The sequence below is a fragment of the Micromonospora sp. BRA006-A genome (assembly GCF_033433935.1).
GTDB lineage: Bacteria > Actinomycetota > Actinomycetes > Mycobacteriales > Micromonosporaceae > Micromonospora > Micromonospora aurantiaca.
In genome coordinates, this window is the sequence record NZ_JANCLW010000001.1 from 4,493,898 (window position 1) to 4,513,876 (window position 19,979).

A 19,979-nucleotide genomic window follows, 5' to 3' on the forward strand; every position below is an offset into this window, starting at 1 on the left:
CTCTTCCGATCTCAGCGGGAGGTACTCCCTGCTGCCCGGCCTTCATCTGACTCGTGCGGCCGTACCGCCAGCGGTGACCAGTCCTGCGATTGATCCCGACCAGCCGGCACGCTTCACTCGTACTCACACCCCGCGCCACAAGATCCAAATATGCCTGACGCTCCGCCCGAAGCTTCTTCGGTCCCTGCGGCCGGCGATCCCCACGGATCTCGAACACTGCAACCCCTGATCAGGTCAGGCGTTGCAACGATCCCTAGAACCCAAGGGCGTTAAGAAGGGGCCCTTCCTTACATCTCAGGCGCCGATGGCGTGGTAGCCCCCGTCGACGTGGACGATCTCGCCGGTGGTGGCCGGGAACCAGTCGGACAGCAGCGCCAGGCAGGCCCGCGCGGCGGGCTCCTGGTCGGTGAGGCTCCAGCCCAGCGGGGCCCGCTCGGTCCAGGCGTCCTCGAACTGGTCGAAGCCGGGGATGGACTTGGCGGCGATGGTGCGCAGCGGGCCGGCCGCGACCAGGTTGCTGCGGATGCCCTGCTTGCCCAGGTGCAGCGCCAGGTAGCGGGAGGCGGACTCCAGCCCGGCCTTCGCCACGCCCATCCAGTCGTAGACCGGCCACGCCTTGGTGGCGTCGAACGTGAGGCCCACCACGGCGCCGCCTGCGGACATCAGCGGCAGCGCGGCCATCGCGAGGGACTTGTACGAGTAGGTGGAGACCTGGAGCGCGGTCGCCACGTCCGCCCAGGGGGCGTCGAGGAAGCCGCCGCCGAGGCAGCTCTGCGGGGCGAACCCGATCGAGTGCACCACGCCGTCGAGGCCGTCGACGTGCTCGCGCACCTTGTCGGCGAGCCCGGCCAGGTGCTCCTCGTTCGTGACGTCCAGCTCGATCACGGGCGCCGGCTCGGGCAGCCGCTTGGCGATCCGCTCCACCAGGGAGAGCCGGCCGTAGCCGGTGAGCACGACCTGGGCGCCGTTCTCCTGGGCGAGCTTCGCCACCGAGAAGGCGATCGACGCGTCGGTGATGACGCCTGTGACAAGCAGCCGCTTACCGGCGAGAAGTCCGGACATTGCGTGTCTCCTCCGTGCTCTGCTCAGTGACCCATGCCGAGGCCGCCGTCGACCGGGATGACGGCGCCGGTGACGTATCCGGCCGCGTCCGAGGCGAGCCAGGTGACGACACCGGCGACCTCGTCCGGGGTGGCCATCCGCCCGGCCGGGATCGACTTGCGGATCTCCGCCTTGCGCTCCTCGGGCAGGCCGGCGGTCATGTCGGTGTCGATGAAGCCGGGCGCCACCACGTTCGCGGTGATGTTGCGGGCGCCCAGCTCGCGGGTGATCGAGCGGGCCACGCCGACCAGGCCGGCCTTGCTGGCCGCGTAGTTGACCTGGCCCGCGCCGCCGGAGAGACCGACCACCGAGGAGATGAAGATCATCCGTCCCCAGCGGCCGCGGAGCATCTTCGTCGAGGCCCGCTTGGCGACCCGGAACGAGCCGGTCAGGTTGGTGTCGAGGACGCGGGCGAACTGCTCCTCGGACATCCGCATGATCAGCGTGTCGTCGGTGATGCCGGCGTTGGCGACGAGCACCTCCACCGGGCCGAGCTCGGCCTCGATCGTGGTGAACGCCGCGTCGACCGACTCGGCGTCGGTCACGTCACACCGCACGCCGAACAGGCCGTCGGGAGCCTCGCCGCTCCGGTACGTCACCGCCACCCGGTCGCCCTGCTTGGCGAACGCCTGCGCGATGGCCAGGCCGATCCCCCGGTTCCCGCCGGTCACCAGCACGGTTCGGGCCACGGATCCCCCTCTGCTCCAGTGATCTCTCGGTCGGTCGGAGCCTAGGGGTTACCGACAGGTAAGCGCTAACCCGCGCAGGTCACACGGCCCACCCCGGCCGCCGCCGGCAGGCGTCCGCGGAGGGCGTCGGCGGAGGGCGTCGGCCGCGCGCGCGACACCCCCACCCCCGGTGTACGATGATCGCGTCTGCGGGCCGGTCTGCGCCCGCGCCGGGCCCCGCCGACCACAGGAGGTGATCGCTGTGCGAGATAGCGATCCTCCCAGTCGTGGCCGGGCCCATCGTCAGCCCCGCTGAGCCACGGCTCGGTCGACGCGGCTGACCCGCTTCCCGCCCTCCGCACCGCATCCGCCTCCCGGCAAGCACGCCGGGGTGTGGCCTGCCGCGCGGCGGAGCACCCGGTCACGACTTCGTGCGCGTACGCCCCGACCCCCCACGGCCCGCACCGGGCCGACCGTCGCCACGGAGCACACCCATGAGCCGTTACGTCGCCCCGCTGGGCTTCACCCTCGCCGCCGTCTGGGTGGCCGTCCTGTTCGTGCTGGCCGGCGGCGGTCACTGACCACCGCCGGCCGGTTCCGGCTCACACCAGCCGGGACGTCCAGAGCAGACTCAGCGCGCCCGCGCACAGCGCCAGCAGCAGCGCGATCCCCGCGTACCACTGGGTGATCTCGCGCGGCTCGGTCCGGTAGCCGATCGAGCTGCCCATGTCCTGGTAGACCTGCTTCAGTTCGCTGGCCGACGCGGCCTCGTAGAAGAAGCCCTGCGTGGTCTCCGCGAGCTGGGACAGCGCGGTGCGGTCCACCGGCACCCGCTGGAGCTGCCCGCCGATGTCGACCTGCCCCGAGTCGGTGCCGAACGCGATGGTGGACACCGGCACGTTCGCCGCCTGCGCCGCCGCGGCGGCCTCCTCCACCGAGCGGCCCGACGTGCGGTAGCCGTCGGACAGCAGCACGATCCGGGCCGGCGGGATACCGGCGGCCCCGTCGGCCGGCACCGAGCGGATCGCCTCCAGGCAGGTGAAGACCGCCTCGCCGGTGGCTGTCGCCTCGGCCAGCACCAGCCCGTCGATGGCGGCGGTGACGGCGGCCCGGTCCTTCGTCGGCGGCACCAGCACGTTCGCCGACTTGGCGAACGAGACGAGCCCCAGGTTGTAGCTCTCCGGCAGCTCGCCGACGAACTGCTTCGCCGCCTCCTGCGCCGCCTCCAAGCGGTTCGGCGACACGTCGTCGGCCTGCATCGACAACGACACGTCGATGGCGAGCATCACGGTGGCCCGCTCCAGCGGCTCGCGGGTGTCGATCGCCGGGCGGGCCAGCCCGGTCGCCAGCACCAGCAGGCAGAGCAGGAACGCGGTGGCCGCGACGTGCCGCCGCCAGCCCAGTCCCTTGGGCGCGACGGTACGCAGCAGGTCGACGTTGGTGAACCGCAGCGCGTACTGCCGGCGGTGCAGTTGCCGCCAGACGTACGCGGCGGCGAGGGCGAGCACCGGCAGCACGGCGAGCAGCCACCACGGTTGCAGAAAACGGATCATCGAGTCGTCCCTCGGGTGCGGGCGTGCCGCTGCGCGGCGACGAAACGCACCATGTCCAGCAGCCAGTCTCGGTCGGTACGCAGACGCAGGTGGGCCGCGCCCGCGGCGCGCAGCTCGGCGGCGATCGCCCCGCGCTGGGCGGCCGCCGCCTCGGCGTACCGGCGGCGCAGGCCCGGGTCGGCGGTCTGCACCTCGTGCAGTTCCCCGCTCTCCGGGTCGACCACCGGCAGCACCCCCACGTCGGGCAGTTCCAGTTCCCGCGGATCGACCACCTCGACGGCCAGCACGTCGTGGCGGACCCGCAGCTTACGCAGCGGCCGGCCCCACTGCTGCGGCGGCGCGAGGAAGTCGGAGATCACCACCGCGACGCCGCGCCGCCGGGGCGGCCGGTTGAGCATGTCGACGAGCGCGCCGAGGTCGCTGCGGCCGGGCCGGATCTCGGCGCCCGCCACCGCCCGCAGCAGCCCCTGGGCCTCCTTGCGGCCTCCGCGGGCGGGCAGCCGCAGCATCGTCCCCGGCCCCCCGGCCCCGCCGGTGCCGACGACGGCGCCGATCCGGTTGCCGCCCCGGACGGTGAGGTGGGCCAGCGCGGCGACCGCGGCGACCGCCACGTCCCGCTTGAGCCACCGCCCGGTGCCGAAGTCCAGGCTGGCCGACATGTCGACGGCCAGCCACGTCTCCAGTTCGCGGTCGGCCACCGTACGCCGGACGTGCGGCATGGTGGTGCGGGCGGTGACGGGCCAGTCCATCCGGCGCACGTCGTCGCCGGGCCGGTACTCCCGGGACTCCCCCGCCTCGCTGCCCGGTCCGGGCAGTAGCCCGGCGTAGTCGCCCTGGAGCAGCCCGTCCAGCTTGCGGGTGACCATGAGCTGGAGCCGGGCCAGCACGGCCCCCGAGCGGTCGCCGGCGGCGCTCAGCGGGGTGGGCGAGGTCACGGCCGCTGCCCGGGCCATCCGTTGTGCGGGACGGCCGGTGGCGGCGGTGTGGCCTGCTGGCGGGGCGCGACGGCGGGTAGCGGGATGGTCGACATCACCCGGTGCACGATGTGGTCGGCCGGTACGTCGTCGGCGAGCGCGTCGTAGCTGAGCACCAGCCGGTGGCGCAGGATGTCCGGCGCGATGTCCTGCACGTCCTGCGGCAGCGCGTAGTCCCGGCCGCGCAGCAGCGCCAGCGCGCGGGTGGCCCGGACCAGGCCGAGCGAGGCGCGCGGGCTGGCGCCGTACTGGATGAGCTGGGCCACGTCGGGCATGCCGTGCTCGGCCGGCGCCCGGGTGGCGAGCACCAGCCGGACCGCGTAGTCGACGAGCGCGTTGTGCACGAACACCTGGTCGGCCTTGTGCTGGAGGGCGACCAGGTCCGGGGTGTCGAACACCCGGGCCGGCTCGGGCGGTGCGACGCCCATCCGGTAGACGATCTCGCGCTCCTCGGCGTCCGTCGGGTACCCCACGACGATCTTCATGAGGAACCGGTCCCGCTGCGCCTCCGGCAGCGGGTAGACGCCCTCCTGCTCGATCGGGTTCTGGGTGGCCATGACCAGGAACGGGTCCGGCACCCGGTGGCTCTCGCCGCCGATGGAGACCTGCCGCTCGCTCATCACCTCCAGCAGCGCCGACTGCACCTTGGCGGGCGCGCGGTTGATCTCGTCGGCGAGCAGGAAGTTGACGAAGACCGGGCCCAGCTCGACGTCGAACTTCTCGCTGGACTGCCGGTAGATCCGGGTGCCCATGATGTCGGCGGGCACCAGGTCGGGGGTGAACTGGACCCGGGCGAACGAGCCGCCGACGACCCGGGCCAGGGTCTCCACGGCGAGCGTCTTGGCCACGCCCGGCACGCCCTCCAGCAGGCAGTGCCCCCGGGCCAGCAGCGCGACGAACATCCGCTCGACCATCCGGTCCTGGCCGACGATCACCCGCTTGGTCTCGAACAGCGCCCGCTCCAGCAGCGTGGCGTCCTGTGCCGGGGTGGTGCCCGCCGGGGGCGGCGCGTCCGGCGCCGCCTCGGTCGGGTTCGGCACGTCGGGTGTGGTCGGCTGGGCCACCGGTCCTCCACAGCAGGGTCGTCGTCGTGGCGTGGTGCGTATCAAGACTGTCATGCCTCGCTGAGAGCCGAGGGTGGGAGAGGCACGATTTTCGCCGCGCCGTCCCACCACACCGTCCCGCCGCGCGGAAAACGCTGAACACGGGTGGACAACAAGGGGTCCGCAGTGTGTACGATTCACCCCGTCGCCGGGCGGCTCCCCCCGTGGCCGCCCGGCGCTAAAACTCCCCGCGTGCGGCCTCTAGACTCGCCCCGGTGACGACTCCCACCACCCCGGACGAGACGCTGACCTGCTCGGCGCGGGGGTGTCGCGCACCCGCCGCCTTCCAGCTCCGCTGGCACAATCCCCGCCTGCACGCGCCGGACCGGCGCAAGACCTGGCTGGCCTGCCCGGAGCACCGCGGCTCCCTCGGTGACTTCCTCGAGGCACGCGGCTTCCTCCGCGAGGTGGTCCCGCTTCCCTGATCGCCTACGCTCGAAGCGTGAGCGAGCAGATGACCCGAGCCCGTACCGGCGGCGCGCACGGCAGGTCCTCCCGGTGAGCGGTGACGGCCCCGCCGGCCTCCCGCCCGCCTCGCGCAGCGCGCTGGAGCCCTGGCCGGACACGGTCCGCTGGCAGCCGATCTCCCGCGACCTGATCTGGGTGGAGCTGATCCGGCTCGGCATCGGGCTGGCCGTGGCGCTCGTGGTGCTCGGCGCGGCCTGGGCGCTGTCCGGGCACTGGCTGCTCGGCGCCGCCGTCGGCGTGGCCCTGCTGATGGGCGTCTGGCGGTCCGTCACCATCGTGCGCGCGGTCCGCGCGTGGGGGTACGCCGAGCGCGACGACGATCTGCTCGTGCGCCACGGCCTGCTGGTGCGGCGGCTGTCCATCGTGCCGTACTCGCGGATGCAGTTCGTCGATGTGAGCGCCGGTCCGCTGGAGCGCGCGTTCGACCTCGCCACCGTGCAATTGCATACGGCCGCCGCCGCGAGTGACGCGCGCGTGCCCGGCCTGCGCCCGGCCGAGGCGTCCCGGCTGCGCGACCGGCTGACCGCGCTGGGCGAGGACCGGGCGGAGGGCCTGTGAGCGAACGGAGCGACTCCGGCGCCCCGCCGCCCCACGACGACCGGCCCGAGCCGACGCCCGGCCCGCCCGCGCCGGCCGACGCGGCGCAGCCGCCGGCTCCGGGGCAGCAGCCCGCGCCGGGACTGGCGCCCGGGCCCGCTCAGTCGTCTGATCAGGGGCCGCCCGCCGCGCCGGGGCAGCCGGCCAACGGGTATCCGTGGCCGCCGGCGCCGGGTTACACCCCGCCCGCCGCGCCGCCCGTCCCCGGACCGTCCGGATACGGCCCACCGGAGCCGGGCTACGGGATGCCGCCCACCTACGGACCCCCGACCGGGTACGGGCCGCCGCCCGGACCCGACGCGGCGCCCGGGCCGTGGCCCGCGCCGCTGCCGCCGTACCCGGGACCGTGGGGTCCGGCGGCCGGACCGCCCGGCGGCGAGGAGCCTCGGCAGCGGCTGCATCCGCTCAGCCCGGCGCTGCACGGCGCGAAGTCGCTGGTCGTGGTGATCGCCGGGCTCTCCTGGTCGACGCTGTCGCGGGTCGGGTTCGGCTGGTTCGCGGTGCTGGTCACCGTCTTCGTGCTCGGCGCCACCGTGCTGTCGGTGGTGAGCTGGTGGAACACCGGCTACCACCTGGTGGGCCGCGAGCTGCGGGTCTACGAGGGCCTGCTGTGGCGGCGTACCCGGGCCATCCCACTGGAGCGGTTGCAGGCGGTGGAGGTGGTCCGGCCGCTGCTGGCCCAGCTCACCGGCCTGGCCGAGCTGCGGCTGGAGGTGGTCGGCGGGGGCAAGACCGAGGCGCCGCTCGCCTACCTCAGCGTGGCCGAGGCGACCGCGCTGCGGCAGCGCCTGCTCGCGGTCGCCGGTCGCTCCGCCCCGGCACCGGTTCCGGCGGCCGAGCCCGGCGCGCCGGTCGCGCCGGTGCCGGAGGGACGCCGGCTGCACGCCGTCCGTAACCAGGATCTGCTGGTCAGCCAGCTGCTCACGCCGCAGGCGTTCCTGCTGCCCCTGGGCCTGGTGTTCGTCGGCGCCCAGTTCCTCTCCGAGGGCTCGTGGTCGTTCATCGCGGTGGCGAGCACCCTCACCGCGATGGCCGGTGTGGTGCTGCAACCGATCCGCCGGGTGCTCGACGACTGGAGCTTCCGGCTCGACCGGGACGACGGCACGCTGCGCGTGCACAACGGGCTGCTGGAGACGCGGATGCAGACCGTGCCGCTGCACCGGGTGCAGACGGTACGGGCGACCTGGCCGCTGCTCTGGCGGATGAAGGGGTGGCTGCGGCTGCGGCTGGAGGTGGCCGGCTACTCGGCCGGTGAGCCGGACGACCGCAACCGCCCGGACCGGCTCCTGCCGGTCGGCGACGCGGGCACCGGCGCGATGGTCGTGGCGGAGGTGCTGCCCGGCGTACGGCTGGACGCGCTGCCCGCCACGCCGCCCCCGTCGCGGGCCCGGTGGCTGCGACCGCTGAGCCGCAAGGTGGTCGGCGCCGGTCTCGACGAGCGGGTCTTCGTGGCCCGCTCCGGGTTGCTGACCCGCCGGTTGACGCTGGTGCCGTACGCCCGGATCCAGAGCGTGCGGGTCACGCGGGGCCCGGTGCAGCGGCTGTTACGGCTGGCCACCGTGCACGCGGACACCGCCGGTGGGGCCGGGGCGGCGGCCGTCGACCGGGATCTGGCCGACGCGTGGGAGCTGGCCGCGGAGCTGACCGAGCGGTCGCGCGCCGCCCGCCGTACCGACGGCGGCCGCTGACCCCGGCGGCCGCGACGCCACGGCGGCGGCGCGGCGAACCACGGCGGCGCGGCGACGACCCGGCCGCCCGTGACGGCCGGTGGCGCGGAGCCTACCGGCGCTCGGCGGGCACCGCGTCCACGTCGTCGGCGACGCGGTCCGGGGTGTCGGCGGCGGTGTCGCCGTCGGCGGACGGCTCGCCTGCGGCGACGGCGGTCTCACCGGCCCGCCGGGCCTGCCGCGCCGCCCACCAGCGCTCGGCCAGGCCGACCACCAGGAACGTCATGCCCACGTACGCCCAGCCGACCAGCACGTCGATCAGGTAGTGCTCGCCGCTGTACATCAGCGTGAACGTCATGGCCAGCGGATACGCCAGCATCAGCGGCCACCACCGCTTACGCACCGACCGCATGAAGAACAGCACCACGAACAGCGCGAACGCGGTGTGCAACGACGGCATCGCGGCCACCGGGTTGGAGGCGATCTGCCCGGCGTTGAGCAGGTTGCCCGCGCCGTGCATGCCGATCTCCTTCCACCCCCGGGTGGAGATCCGCGCGACCTCGGTGAGCAGGCCGTTCTGCGCCGCCCACCACGGCGGCGCGGCCGGGTAGGCGAAGTAGGTGACCAGGCCGGCCGCGCACAGGAAGCCCCAGCGGGACATGTACGCGATCCAGCGCCGCCGGTTGCGCATCCACAGCACCGCGGCGGCGGCGAACGTCGCCACGAAGTGCGAGAAGTAGATCCAGCTCACCAGCACGTCCCACCAGCGCACCTCGGACGCGTCGTACAGGCGCTCCTGGAGCCAGATCGTCGGCACCTCGCCGCCGGTGAGCCACCCGGTGAGGAAGCGGTCGGCGACGATCAGCTCCATCGCGTGCGGGGTGGCACCGTTGTCGGCGAACCCACGGGACAGGTTGTACGCGGCGAGCAGCAGCACCACCGGGATCCAGTCCCGGGCGAACCGCAGGTGGCTGCGCCACGGACGGGCCGAGTTCCACGCGATCGTGCCGGCCCAGATCCACAGGAACGCGTACGCCGGGTCGGTGGGCAGGCCGATGGCGAGCCAGGCGACGACGAAGGCGACGCCCCAGATGGTCATCGCGATCACACGGCGGCGCCCACCGTCGGGCGACTCGGTGGTCGCGTCGGGGGCGGGGGTCGGAGATTGTGTCAGCTCGGCCATCGCGGACAAGGTTAACGGCGGGCGACCGGCGGGCATGCGGGCGGGCGGTGACGACCGGACCGGTGGCGCCTCGGACGCCGGACGGCCGCGGGCCGGCTGCACTAGGCTCGGCCGCATGCAGGAGCAGCCGGAGTCGCCCTTCACGCCGGGCCTGACCGCCCGGGTCGAGCTGACAGTGACCGACGCCGACACCGCGCAGGCGGTCGGCTCGGGTGACGTGCCGGTGCTCGGCACACCCCGGGTGCTGGCGCTGGCCGAGGCGGCGACGGTGGCCGCCGCCGCGACCCGGATGCCGTCCGGGTCGACGACTGTCGGCGTCCGGGTGGAGCTGGAGCACCGCGCGGCCACGCCGGTCGGCCGCACCGTGGCCGCCCACGCCGAGCTGGTGAAGGTCGACGGGAAGCGGCTCGTCTTCGACGTGACGGTCACCGACGGGCCCACCGTGGCGGCGCAGGGCCGGGTCGAGCGGATGCTGGTCGACCGGCAGCGCTTCGTCGAGCGGGCCGTGCGCCGGTCATGACCGCCGGGTTCTCCGAGGTCGCCGCCGGGGTGCACGTGCTGCGCGAGCCGACGCTCGCGGTCAACGTGGTGCTGGTGGTCGGTGACGGCGCGGCGCTGCTCGTGGACACGCTCTCCACCGCCGGGCAGGCCCGGGAGCTGGCGGAGGCGGCGCGGGCGGTGACGCCGTACCCGTGGACGATCGTGAACACGCACCACCACTTCGACCACTGTTTCGGCAACGCCACGCTGGCCGGGCCGGACACCGCGATCTACGCGCAGGCCCAGGCCGCGGCGGCGCTGCGGGACCGGTCCGACGTGGTGCGCCGGGCCGCGTACGAGGAGATGCGTGCCGGGCATCCGGCGCTGGCCGAGGAGCTGGCGCACACCGAGCTGCGGGCGCCGACGCACGAGGTGCACGAGGAGACGGTGCTCGACGTCGGCGGCCGGCGGGTGGTGCTGCGCCATCCCGGGCACGGGCACACCGACGCCGACCTGGTGGTGCACGTGCCCGACGCGGACGTGCTGGTCGCGGGCGATCTGGTGGAGCAGAGCGGACCGCCGGCGTTCGAGGAGTCGTACCCCCTGAAGTGGCCGGACGCGTTGGCCGACCTGCTGCGGATGACCACGCCCACGACGGTGGTGGTGCCCGGCCACGGCGAGCCGGTCGGCGCGGACTTCGTCCGCGAGCAGCACGCGCAGCTCGCGCGGCAGGCATGGCTGATCCGCGCCGGGCACACCGGCAGCGCCCCGCCGGAGCGGGTGGCGGCCGAGTCGCCGTTCGGCGCGCGGCCGGGCCTGATCGCCGCCCGCCGCGGCTACGCGGAGCTGGACGGCACGGCCTGACCGGCGGCCGGGTTCAGCCGGCGTCGGCCAGGATCTCCCGGAGGCGGTTGCGGCACTCGGTGACGAACGCCGGGAACGTGTGCCAGTAGTAGGAGACGCCGCTGGCCGCCACGCCGAGCGCCCAGGCGCGGGCCCGCGCCCAGGTCACGTCGTCCACGCCGAGCGCCTCCCGGTAGGCGTGCCGGGCCCGCGGCGGAAGATCCCAGATCGGCGCGTGCTCGGCGTCGGGGTGCCCGACGGTCAGGCCGCCGAAGTCGATGACCGCCCGCAGCCGGCCGTCGTGCACCAGCAGGTTGGTGGGCTTGAGGTCACCGTGCAGCCAGACGTGCGGCCCGGCGGGTTCGGGCAGGGTGAGGGCGTCGCGCCAGAGCCGGACCAGGGTGTCGACGTCCGTCTCGTCGCCGATCAGGGTCCGGCAGTCGTCGAGCGCCGCGGAGATCCAGGTGTCGCAGGGGCGGAGGCTGCCGCCGCGGTAGCCGCTGAGCGGGCCCGCGCGGGTCGCGCCGAGCAGGTCGGTCGCGTGCAGGCGCCGGACGAACACGGCCAGGTCGGCGCCGAGGGCGGCCCAGTCCTCGACCGTGCCGGACCGGACCTCGTCGCCCGGTATCCACCGCTGCACCGACCACGGCAGCGGGAACGGGTCGGCCGGGACGCCGGCGTACACCGGTTCCGGCACCCGGTACGGCAGCAGCGGCGCGAGCCGGGGCAGCCACCGCTGTTCCTTGCGCAGGGCGCCGGCCTTCTCGGCGGTGCGCGGCAGGCGGACGAGCAGGTCCGCGCCGAGCCGGTACATCGTGTTGTCGGTCCCGGCGCCGGCCGGGGTCAGCGGCAGCGCGGCCCACTCGGGGCGCTGTGCGGTCAGCAGCGCCCGGACGACCTGCTCGTCCACGGGTATCTCGTCCTGGTGCAGGGCCATCCGGTGATCATGCGGGGCGTGGCGGTGCCGCGGCCACCGGGTTTCCGGGGGCCGGCTCGGGGCGGGCGTGTCCCCGCAGGGCGCCGAGCAGCGCGTCGAGGTGCGGGGCGGCGGCCAGGATCGCCGCCCGTGCCGGCGGCTCCAGCTCGGCCAGCGCCTCGTCGAGCAGCGCGGCGCGGTTGGTCTCGTAGTCGGCCATCCGGGCCCGGGCGGCCCCGGTCACCCGCAGCCGCAGCACGCGGCGGTCGCCGGGGTCGCGGTCACGGGCCAGCAGCCCGGCGTCGGTGAGGTCGCGAACCAGTGTGCTCACCGTGTTGGGCGCGGTGCAGAGACGCCGGGCCACCTCCTTGCCGCTGATCCCGGGCGTCTCCCGGACCAGCAGCAGCAACTCCACCTGCGCCTCGGGCAGCGGGTCGCGTCCGACACGTGCCCCGGTCCGGCGGCGCAGGAGGCGGTGCAGCTCCCCCACGACCGCGCCGACGCGCGCGACCTGCTCGTTCGTCGCCACGGAGTCACCCGCCTCACATCGCAATAGTTCTGACTACAGATGTAAGGTACCCGGACGCACCGGATCCAGGGGGTACCCACTCGTGAGCAACGCCGCGCCGACCGCCGCGCGCCCGGCCGCCGGCCGCACCACCACGTCCACCGGCGGCGTGACGCTGCTGGTGCTGCTCGGCACGCTCACCGCGATCGGCCCGCTGTCGCTGGACATGTACCTGCCGGCGTTCCCGGCCATGACCCGCGACCTCGGCGCCGACCAGGCCGGCATCCAGCTCTCGCTGACCACCTGCCTGATCGGTCTCGCCCTGGGTCAGCTCGTCACCGGTCCGCTCAGCGACCGCTGGGGGCGCCGCCGACCGGTGCTGGTCGGCGTGGTCGCGTACACCGTGCTGGCGCTGGCGTGCGCCGCGGCGCCGAACGCCCCGCTACTCGCAGCCGCGCGGTTCGCCCAGGGCGTCGCCGGCGGCATGGGCGTGGTGGTCGCCCGCGCGGTGGTCCGCGACCTCTACTCGGGACGGGACGCCGCGAAGTACTTCTCCCGGCTCACCCTGGTCTTCGGGGTGGCGCCGGTGGCGGCGCCGGGCGTGGGCAGCCTGGTGCTGCGGTTCGGCTCGTGGCGGGCGGTCTTCGTGGCGCTCGCCGTCATCGGGGCGGTGCTCGCCGTCGCCGTCGCGCTGCGCCTGCCGGAGACGCTGCCGGCCGAGCGCCGCAGCACCGGTGGCCTGGGGGCCACCGTCCGGACCATGCGGTCGCTGCTCGCCGACCGGGTCTACCTCGGGTACGCGCTGACACAGGGCTTCGCGTTCGCCGGGCTGTTCGCGTACATCTCCGGGTCGTCGTTCGTGTTCCAGGACGTCTTCGGCGTCTCCGCGGCCGTGTTCAGCGTGATCTTCGGCGTCAACGCGCTCGCCCTGGTGGCCGTCGGGCAGGCGAACGCCCGGCTGCTCGACCGGTTCACGCCGCGCCGGCTGCTGGTCACCACGCTGGTGGTGGGCCTGGTCACCGCGATCGGCGTGCTGAGCGGCGCGCTGGCCGGCAGCCTGGCCGTGACGGCGGTGGCGCTGTTCGCCTTCGTCGGCTCGCTCGGCATGGTGATGCCGAACAGCACCGCGCTGGCGCTGGACGCGCACGCCCGGCACGCCGGCACCGCTGCCGCGCTGATGGGCGGCATCCAGTCGGTGGTGGGCGCGCTCGCCGCGCCGCTTGTCGGGCTCGGCGGCGAGGGCAGCGCGTTGCCGATGGCGGTGGTACTGGCCGGCGCCGCGTTCCTGTCGCTGACCGCCGTCGTGACGCTGGCCCGTCCGCGCGCCTGACGCCGAACTCCGCGCGTGGCGTCGGCCTCCGCGCGTGGGGCGGGTGTTAAGAAGGGGCCCCTCCTCTACCGGAGGCGTTAAGTGAGCGTTTGAGAAGCCGGTTCAGGTGCTGGTTGCCTGGGCCGGTTTCGTGTTGCGGGCCAGGCGGGTGACCATGACGTGGATCATGGCCCAGGTGACGAAGGCGGCGTGGCTGGCGGGTAGGTGTTCGTAGTCGCGGACGCAGCGGCGTTTCTTGCTGATCCAGGCGAAGGTGCGTTCGACGGCGCGATCAACGCCCATTGCGCATCGGTCAGATCACCGGGATACCGCCGCCGCGCCGCCCGTTCCCGCTCCCGCCGAACCCGCTGCGGCGGATAACGGCGGGGCGAAGCGGACTGCGCATCGACGATCGGGTACAACGACATCAGAAGGCCCTCGGCACGGAAACGGTTGGCTCGACACCACCGGACCTACCGAGGGCCTTCCCTCACCTCCAACACGACACGCCGCCCAACCCCACCACTTCTCAAACGCTCACTAAGAAGGGGCCCTTCCTTTCACGCGAAGCGGGCTTCGACAGCGGTGCGGGTGGGCATGGCTGTGGCGCCGCCCGGTGACTCGCACACCACCGCCGCCACCCGCAGCGCGAACGCGACCCGCTCCCGCCACCCGGCCGGGTCGGCCGGCTCACCGGCGACCAGCAGGTCGGCCACCAGCGCGCCCATCACCGAGTCGCCCGCGCCGGTGGCGTCCACCGCGTCCACCTTCGGCGCGGGCACGCGTACCACGTCGTCGCCGGCGGCGACCAGGGCGCCGTCCGCGCCGAGCGTGACCACGACGGTGCTCGCGCCCAGTTCCCGCAGGTACGCGGCGACGCCCTCGACCGGCTCGTCCGGGTAGAGCAGCCGCGCGTCGGCGCTGCTGAGCTTCACCAGGTGCGCGGCGGCCGCGAACTCGGCGACCACCGCCCGCAGCCCGTCCAGCGCGCCCGGCGTGGTGAGCAGGCGGGGCCGCACGTTCGGGTCGAACACCCGCAGCGCGCCCGCTATCGACCAGGCGCGCCGGGCGGCGGCCAGCACCGGCGGGTCGAGCAGCACGATCGAGCCGCAGTAGAGCACGTCCGCGCCCTCGACCAGCGCCACGTCCAGGTCGTCCGGGCCGAGCAGCGCGTACGAGCGGGGTTCGCCGTAGAAGCGGAAGTCCGGCTCCGCGCCGGCGAACGTCGCCACGGCGAGCGCTGTGGGCGCCGGCACCGTGACAGTCCCGCTCACGTCCACACCCGCGTCGGTGAGGAACGCGCGGATCCGCCCGGCCAGCGCGTCGTCGCCGAGCGATCCGACGAACCGCGCGTCCCCGCCGAGCCGGGCGATCGCCACCGCCACGTTGAGCGGGCCGCCGCCGATCGCCTGCCGGTAGACGGCTTCTCCGTCGTGCTCGGCGTCGAGCAGGTCCACCAGCGCCTCGCCGAGCACCACCGCGTACCCCATCCTGGCTCCCCTCGTCGTCCTCCCCCGATCCTGGCGCATGGCGGGGTCGCGGCGCGCCGCGACCCGGACATCGAGCAGCACCTATTGCGGGCGGCGTCCGGACGTGGTGGGATGGCGATGCCGGGTAACGACGCGGGGGGCTGCCGCGTCACCGGCCGCCGGGTCGAGCCGACGCGAGGGCATCCACGGTCCGTGGCAACGGACCGCAGGCGGTGCGCGCCCGCCGACGGCCCCGGCCGCACGCCGACCGGGCGCGGGCACCGCGATCGTCGCATCCGCTCGTCGCAGCGGGGCGGGCCGAACCGGGCCACGCTCCGCGAGTCAGGAGATCCCCGTGCACCGATCCCGTACGGCCGCGTTGCTCACCGCGGCCGCCACCCTGGCCCTGGGCGCGTTCGCCCTGGCCACCAACTCCGGACCGGCGGCCGCACACGGCGCGGCCATGACGCCGGGCGCCCGCACCTACCTGTGCTGGAAGGACGGCCTCACCGGAACCGGTGAGATCCGGCCGAACAACCCCGCCTGCTCGTCGGCGGTGGCCACGAGCGGGGCGAACTCGCTGTACAACTGGTTCAGCGTGCTGCGCTCCGACGCCGGCGGGCGGACCGTCGGGTTCATCCCCGACGGCAAGCTGTGCAGCGGCGGTAACCCCGGCTTCAGCGGGTACGACGCGGCGCGCAACGACTGGCCGATCACCCACCTGACGGCGGGCCGGTCGATGGAGTTCCGGTACAGCAACTGGGCCCACCACCCGGGCACGTTCTACTTCTACGTGACCAAGGACAGCTGGAGCCCGAACCGGCCGCTGGCCTGGAGCGACCTGGAGGAGCAGCCGTTCCTGCAGGTCACCAACCCGCCGCAGCGCGGCGCGGTCGGCACCAACGACGGTCACTACTACTTCACCGGTAACCTGCCGTCGAACAAGAGCGGCCGGCACATCATCTACTCGCGCTGGGTCCGCTCGGACAGCCAGGAGAACTTCTTCGGCTGCTCCGACGTGACGTTCGACGGGGGCAACGGCGAGGTGACCGGGATCGGCTCGGGCGGCAGCCCCGGCCCGACGACCCCGGCGCCGACCACGCCCGCCCCGACGACGCCCGCGCCGACCACCCCGGCCCCGACCACGCCCGCGCCGACGACGAGCCCGACCATGCCGTCCGGCACCTGCATGGCGGTGTACAAGGTGGTCAGCGCCTGGAACGGCGGCTTCCAGGGCGAAGTGATGATCATGAACCACAGCACCCGGACGTACTCCGGGTGGACGGCCAACTGGACCTGGCCCAGCGGTCAGACCATCAACCAGGTGTGGAACGGCACGTTGAGCGGCAGCGGGGCGTCGGTGAGCGTCTCCAACGCCGCCTACAACGGCAGCGTCCCGCCGGAGGGCACCACGACGTTCGGCTTCACCGCGAACTTCTCCGGCACCAACTCCCTGCCGACGGTCACCTGCACCGGCAGGTGATCCCGTAGCGGGAAGGGCCCCCGGGGGCGTACCCCGGGGGCCCTGTCATGTCTGGCGGGTCAGCGGACCATGCTGCCGACGACCGGCTTGGTGAGCAGCGCGGACTGGTTGCGCTGGATGCCCGGGTCGAGCGTCTTGGCCACGAAGATGGCGTGCCAGATGCAGAAGATCAGCACGGTCCACACCTTGCGGGAGTGGTCGGCCTCCTCCCGCTTGTGCTCGTCGAGCAGGCGCATCGCGTACGACAGGTCGATCAGGTCGCCCGCGCCCGAGGTGGACAGCACGTGCCGCGCCCACTCGTACATCTCGCCGCGCAGCCAGACCCGGGTCGGGGTCGGGAAGCCCAGCTTCTTGCGGTTGACGATGGCCGGCGGCACGACGCCCTGGAGCGCCTGGCGCATCGCGTACTTGGTGGCCTCGGAGCGGGGCGGCAGCTTCAGGTCGACCGGGATGCCGGCGGCGACGTTGAACACCTCCCGGTCCAGGAACGGCACCCGCACCTCCAGCGAGTGCGCCATCGAGATCCGGTCGGCCTTGACCAGGATGTCGCCGCGCAGCCAGGTGTAGAGGTCGACGTACTGCATCTTGGTGACGTCGTCCAGCTCGGTGCACTCGGCGTAGATCGGCGCGGTCACGTCGGTGTAGCGCACCGAGGGGTCGTAGCGGCGCAGCAGGTGCTGCTTCTCCTCCTCGGTGAACATCCGGGCGTTGCCGTAGTAGCGCTCCTCGATCGGGGTGGTGCCGCGCTCCAGGAAGCTCTTGCCCTTGACGCCCTGCGGGATCGCCTTGGACACCGCGCGCAGGCCCTTCTGCACGCCGTCGGGCAGGCTGTTGACCGCGTTGAGCGACAACGGCTCCCGGTAGATGGTGTAGCCGCCGAAGAACTCGTCCGCGCCCTCACCGGAGAGCACCACTGTGACGTGCTCGGCGGCCTTCTTCGCCACGAAGTAGAGCGGCACCAGGGCCGGGTCGGCGACCGGGTCGTCCAGGTGCCAGACGATCTTCGGCAGCGCGTCGATCATGTCCTGCGGCCCGATCTTGGTCGGGATCGTGGTCACGTCGAGGTGCCGGGCCGAGTCCTGGGCCACGTCGATCTCGGAGTAGCCGGGCACGTCGTAGCCGACCGTGAAGGTGAGGATGTTCGGGTTGAACTCGCGGGCCAGCGCCACCACGGCTGTGGAGTCGATGCCGCTGGACAGGAACGAGCCGACCGGCACGTCCGAGCGCATGTGCATCCGTACGCTCTCGCGCAGCGTCTCCCGGATGTCGTGGTAGAGCCGCTGCTCGTCGGAGACCGGGGCCGGCCGGAACACCGGGCGGTACCAGCGGCGCACCTCGATCCGGCCACCAGGGGTCCAGGTCAGGTACTCCCCCGAGCCGATCCGGCTGATCCCCTTGTGCAGGGTGCCCGGCTCGGGCACGTACTGCAGCGTCAGGTAGTGGCTCAGGTTCGCGGTGTCGATACCAGCGTCGCCCTGGTACGCCGAGTGCGCGAACGGCAGCAGCGCCTTCTTCTCCGAGGCGAGGTAGAGGCCGTCCTGTGTCTCCAGGTAGTGCAGCGGCTTGATGCCGAAGTAGTCCCGCGCGCCGAAGGCCCGCCGCTCCTGCCGGTCCCAGATCACGAACGCGAACATGCCGCGCAGCTTGGTGAGCACCTGCTCACCCCAGTAGTGGTAGCCGGCGACGATCACCTCGCCGTCGCCGTTCGTGGCGAACTGGGCGCCGTAGTCGCGGATCAGCTCCTCGCGCAGCTCGATGTAGTTGTAGATCTCGCCGTTGAAGGTGAGCAGGTACCGCCCGCCCGCGTACGGCAGGGGCTCGTGGCTCAGCGCCACGTCGATGATCGCCAGGCGCTTGTGCGCGAACACGCCGTCCGCGTACCGGCCGGAGGCGTCGCCGACCACCTCGACCCCGGTCTCGTCCGGGCCGCGGTGGTGCAGGCACTCCAGTGCGCCGGCGATGTTGTCGCGGTGGGCGGCGGCGTCGCCGCGCGCGCTGAAGAAGGCCAGGAGTCCGCACATGGCCGCCATCTTTCCACGCGCCGGAAGCCACCGTCGCGGCACCGCAGGCACCTCCCGCTGTCGTGCGCGCGGTACCGTCGGGACCAGCGACGAGGCTCAGGGAGGGGCGGATCATGGCCGAGGAGCGGACCGGGCAGGGCAAGGCGGCGGACGGCACGGAGTCGCACGACCCGGATTTCCCGGAGGCGTTCCTGTCGTTCATGCGGCAGGGCTGGCGGGACACCGAACTGCCGGTCACACCGCGCGCCGAGGTGCCCAACCACGCCAAGCGCCGGGCCGCGCTGGCCGAGGCCTTCCCGGGCGAGACGCTGGTCATCCCCACCGGCAACGAGAAGGTACGCGCCAACGACATCGACCACCGGTTCCGGCCGGGCAGCGACTTCGCGTACCTGACCGGCGACCTGGAGCCGGACAGCGTCCTCGTGCTGCGGCCGGGCGGCGAGGCCACGCTGTTCATGCGGCCCCGGTCGTCCCGGGCGACCGACGAGTTCTTCCGCAGCCGCCACGGCGAGCTGTGGGTGGGCCGCCGGCCGACGCTGCGGGAGAAGTCGACCGAGCTGGGGCTGCCGACGGCCGACCTGAGCGAGCTGGACGCCGCGCTGGCCGAGCTGGCGCCGGGGCGTACCCGTGTGCTTCGCGGTTTCGACGCCCGCGTGGACGCGGCCGTGCGTCCCTACGACGGCGCGCGCGCCGAGGGGCAGCCCGGCCGCGACCGGGAGCTGGCGATCGCGATCTCCGAGCTGAAGCTGGTCAAGGACGAGTGGGAGATCGCGCAGCTCCAGGAGGCGTGCGACGCCACGGTACGCGGCTTCGAGGACGTGGCGCGGGCGCTGCCGGCCGACCGCGGGGTCTCCGAGCGGCTGCTGGAGGGCGTCTTCGCGCTGCGCGCCCGGCACGACGGCAACGACGTCGGCTACGGCTCGATCGTCGGGGCCGGCGAGCACGCCACGATCCTGCACTGGGTGCACAACCACGGCGCCACCCGTCCGGGTGAGCTGCTGCTGATGGACATGGGCGTGGAGAACCGCAACCTCTACACCGCCGACGTGACCCGGGTGTTCCCGGTCGACGGCCGGTTCACGCCGCTTCAGCGTCAGGTCTACGACGCGGTGTACGCCGCGCAGCAGGCCGGCATCGAGATGTGCCGGCCCGGCGTGGCGTTCCGGGACGTGCACCTGGCCTCGATGCGGGTGCTGGCCGAGGCGCTGAAGGATCTCGGGCTGCTGCCGGTGAGTGTGGACGAGGCGATGGACCCGGCCTCCACCGTCTACCGGCGGTGGACGCTGCACGGCACCAGCCACATGCTCGGCATCGACGTGCACGACTGCGCCAACGCGCGCAAGGAGACCTACCGCGAGGGGCCGCTCGGCGAGGGGTACGTGCTCACCGTCGAGCCGGGGCTCTACTTCCAGCCGGAGGACGAGCTGGTCCCGGAGGAGCTGCGGGGCGTCGGCGTGCGGATCGAGGACGACATCCTGGTCACCGCCGACGGCCCGGTGAACCTGTCGGCCGGGCTGCCGCGCGCCTCCGCCGAGGTGGAGACCTGGCTGGCCGAGCAGCGTGAGGCGGGCCCCCGCCTGCCCGGCTGATCGCCGCGGGCCGCGATCTCCGGCGGGCCCCACCACCGCGCCTCTCC

The 19,979-nt window shown here is 73.7% G+C and carries 20 protein-coding genes; 8 read left to right on the plus strand and 12 right to left on the minus strand.

Translation table 11 applies throughout. The features are described 5' to 3' along the window. The 6 genes from NMK34_RS20255 to NMK34_RS20280 form a co-directional block, all read right to left on the minus strand. The coding region (locus NMK34_RS20255; protein WP_318336384.1) for a helix-turn-helix domain-containing protein at positions 1 to 217 on the minus strand (217 nt) is incomplete at its 3' end. A gap of 77 nt (positions 218 to 294) precedes the next feature. Beyond that, positions 295 to 1,062, minus strand: a complete 768-nt coding sequence (gene fabI, locus NMK34_RS20260) for an enoyl-ACP reductase FabI (RefSeq protein WP_135241111.1) — start codon at positions 1,060 to 1,062, stop codon at positions 295 to 297. Positions 1,063 to 1,085: 23 nt separating this feature from the next. After that, entirely contained in the window at positions 1,086 to 1,790 is a 705-nt protein-coding gene (gene fabG / locus NMK34_RS20265; protein WP_135241112.1) for a beta-ketoacyl-ACP reductase, read from the minus strand. A 581-nt stretch (positions 1,791 to 2,371) separates the two neighbouring features. Next, the gene (locus tag NMK34_RS20270) at positions 2,372 to 3,322 is read right to left on the minus strand and encodes a VWA domain-containing protein (protein WP_318334772.1); all 951 of its coding nucleotides are present in this window, start codon (positions 3,320 to 3,322) and stop codon (positions 2,372 to 2,374) included. Further along, entirely contained in the window at positions 3,319 to 4,275 is a 957-nt protein-coding gene (locus tag NMK34_RS20275; RefSeq protein WP_318334773.1) for a DUF58 domain-containing protein, read from the minus strand. Before NMK34_RS20275 ends, NMK34_RS20270 begins: the two co-directional genes overlap by 4 nt. Continuing rightward, positions 4,254 to 5,360, minus strand: coding sequence for an AAA family ATPase (locus NMK34_RS20280; protein ID WP_135241114.1), 1,107 nt, complete (start codon positions 5,358 to 5,360; stop codon positions 4,254 to 4,256). The genes NMK34_RS20275 and NMK34_RS20280 overlap by 22 nt, the downstream gene beginning before the upstream one ends. 254 nt (positions 5,361 to 5,614) lie before the next feature. Here NMK34_RS20280 and NMK34_RS20285 point away from each other — a divergent pair, with 254 nt between their 5' ends. The 3 genes from NMK34_RS20285 (at position 5,615) to NMK34_RS20295 (ending at position 8,152) form a co-directional block, all read left to right on the plus strand. After that, entirely contained in the window at positions 5,615 to 5,824 is a 210-nt protein-coding gene (locus NMK34_RS20285) for a hypothetical protein (protein WP_318334774.1), read from the plus strand. 73 nt (positions 5,825 to 5,897) lie between these two features. After that, a complete protein-coding gene (locus tag NMK34_RS20290; protein WP_318334775.1) occupies positions 5,898 to 6,425 on the plus strand; it encodes a PH domain-containing protein in 528 nt (175 codons plus the stop codon). Between the two features lie 284 nt (positions 6,426 to 6,709). Continuing rightward, the gene (locus tag NMK34_RS20295) at positions 6,710 to 8,152 is read left to right on the plus strand and encodes a PH domain-containing protein (protein ID WP_318336385.1); all 1,443 of its coding nucleotides are present in this window, start codon (positions 6,710 to 6,712) and stop codon (positions 8,150 to 8,152) included. 91 nt (positions 8,153 to 8,243) lie between these two features. Here the strand turns inward: NMK34_RS20295 and NMK34_RS20300 are convergent, their stop codons facing one another. Beyond that, entirely contained in the window at positions 8,244 to 9,314 is a 1,071-nt protein-coding gene (locus NMK34_RS20300) for a phosphatase PAP2 family protein (protein ID WP_318334776.1), read from the minus strand. A 115-nt stretch (positions 9,315 to 9,429) separates the two neighbouring features. On the opposite strand from NMK34_RS20300, the gene NMK34_RS20305 reads away from it, so the two are divergent. Further along, positions 9,430 to 9,834 carry a thioesterase family protein gene (locus tag NMK34_RS20305; RefSeq protein ID WP_318334777.1) on the plus strand — a complete coding sequence of 135 codons (405 nt, stop codon included), beginning with the start codon at positions 9,430 to 9,432 and terminating at the stop codon, positions 9,832 to 9,834. Beyond that, entirely contained in the window at positions 9,831 to 10,658 is an 828-nt protein-coding gene (locus NMK34_RS20310) for an MBL fold metallo-hydrolase (protein WP_318334778.1), read from the plus strand. Before NMK34_RS20305 ends, NMK34_RS20310 begins: the two co-directional genes overlap by 4 nt. Before the next feature lie 13 nt (positions 10,659 to 10,671). Here NMK34_RS20310 and NMK34_RS20315 read toward each other — a convergent pair whose 3' ends face one another. After that, positions 10,672 to 11,574: an aminoglycoside phosphotransferase family protein gene (locus NMK34_RS20315; protein ID WP_318334779.1), complete on the minus strand. Its 903-nt coding sequence runs from the start codon at positions 11,572 to 11,574 to the stop codon at positions 10,672 to 10,674. 7 nt (positions 11,575 to 11,581) lie between these two features. Next, on the minus strand, positions 11,582 to 12,082 hold the full coding sequence (locus tag NMK34_RS20320; protein WP_318334780.1) for a MarR family winged helix-turn-helix transcriptional regulator: 501 nt from the start codon (positions 12,080 to 12,082) through the stop codon (positions 11,582 to 11,584). Between the two features lie 82 nt (positions 12,083 to 12,164). On the opposite strand from NMK34_RS20320, the gene NMK34_RS20325 reads away from it, so the two are divergent. Continuing rightward, entirely contained in the window at positions 12,165 to 13,391 is a 1,227-nt protein-coding gene (locus NMK34_RS20325) for a multidrug effflux MFS transporter (protein WP_318334781.1), read from the plus strand. 102 nt (positions 13,392 to 13,493) lie between these two features. Here the strand turns inward: NMK34_RS20325 and NMK34_RS20330 are convergent, their stop codons facing one another. Both NMK34_RS20330 and NMK34_RS20335 read right to left on the minus strand, forming a co-directional pair. Continuing rightward, a complete protein-coding gene (locus NMK34_RS20330; protein WP_318334782.1) occupies positions 13,494 to 13,673 on the minus strand; it encodes a hypothetical protein in 180 nt (59 codons plus the stop codon). A gap of 257 nt (positions 13,674 to 13,930) precedes the next feature. After that, entirely contained in the window at positions 13,931 to 14,860 is a 930-nt protein-coding gene (locus NMK34_RS20335) for a carbohydrate kinase (RefSeq protein ID WP_318334783.1), read from the minus strand. A 328-nt stretch (positions 14,861 to 15,188) separates the two neighbouring features. Between NMK34_RS20335 and NMK34_RS20340 the strand changes: the two genes are divergently transcribed. Further along, entirely contained in the window at positions 15,189 to 16,322 is a 1,134-nt protein-coding gene (locus tag NMK34_RS20340) for a lytic polysaccharide monooxygenase (protein WP_176739886.1), read from the plus strand. Between the two features lie 59 nt (positions 16,323 to 16,381). On the opposite strand, the gene asnB is transcribed toward NMK34_RS20340, so the two are convergent. Beyond that, a complete protein-coding gene (asnB, locus tag NMK34_RS20345; RefSeq protein WP_091331208.1) occupies positions 16,382 to 18,343 on the minus strand; it encodes an asparagine synthase (glutamine-hydrolyzing) in 1,962 nt (653 codons plus the stop codon). Positions 18,344 to 18,456: 113 nt separating this feature from the next. Between asnB and NMK34_RS20350 the strand changes: the two genes are divergently transcribed. Continuing rightward, complete coding sequence (locus NMK34_RS20350; protein WP_318334784.1) at positions 18,457 to 19,932, plus strand: aminopeptidase P family protein; 1,476 nt, start codon at positions 18,457 to 18,459, stop codon at positions 19,930 to 19,932. Positions 19,933 to 19,979 lie beyond the last annotated feature (47 nt).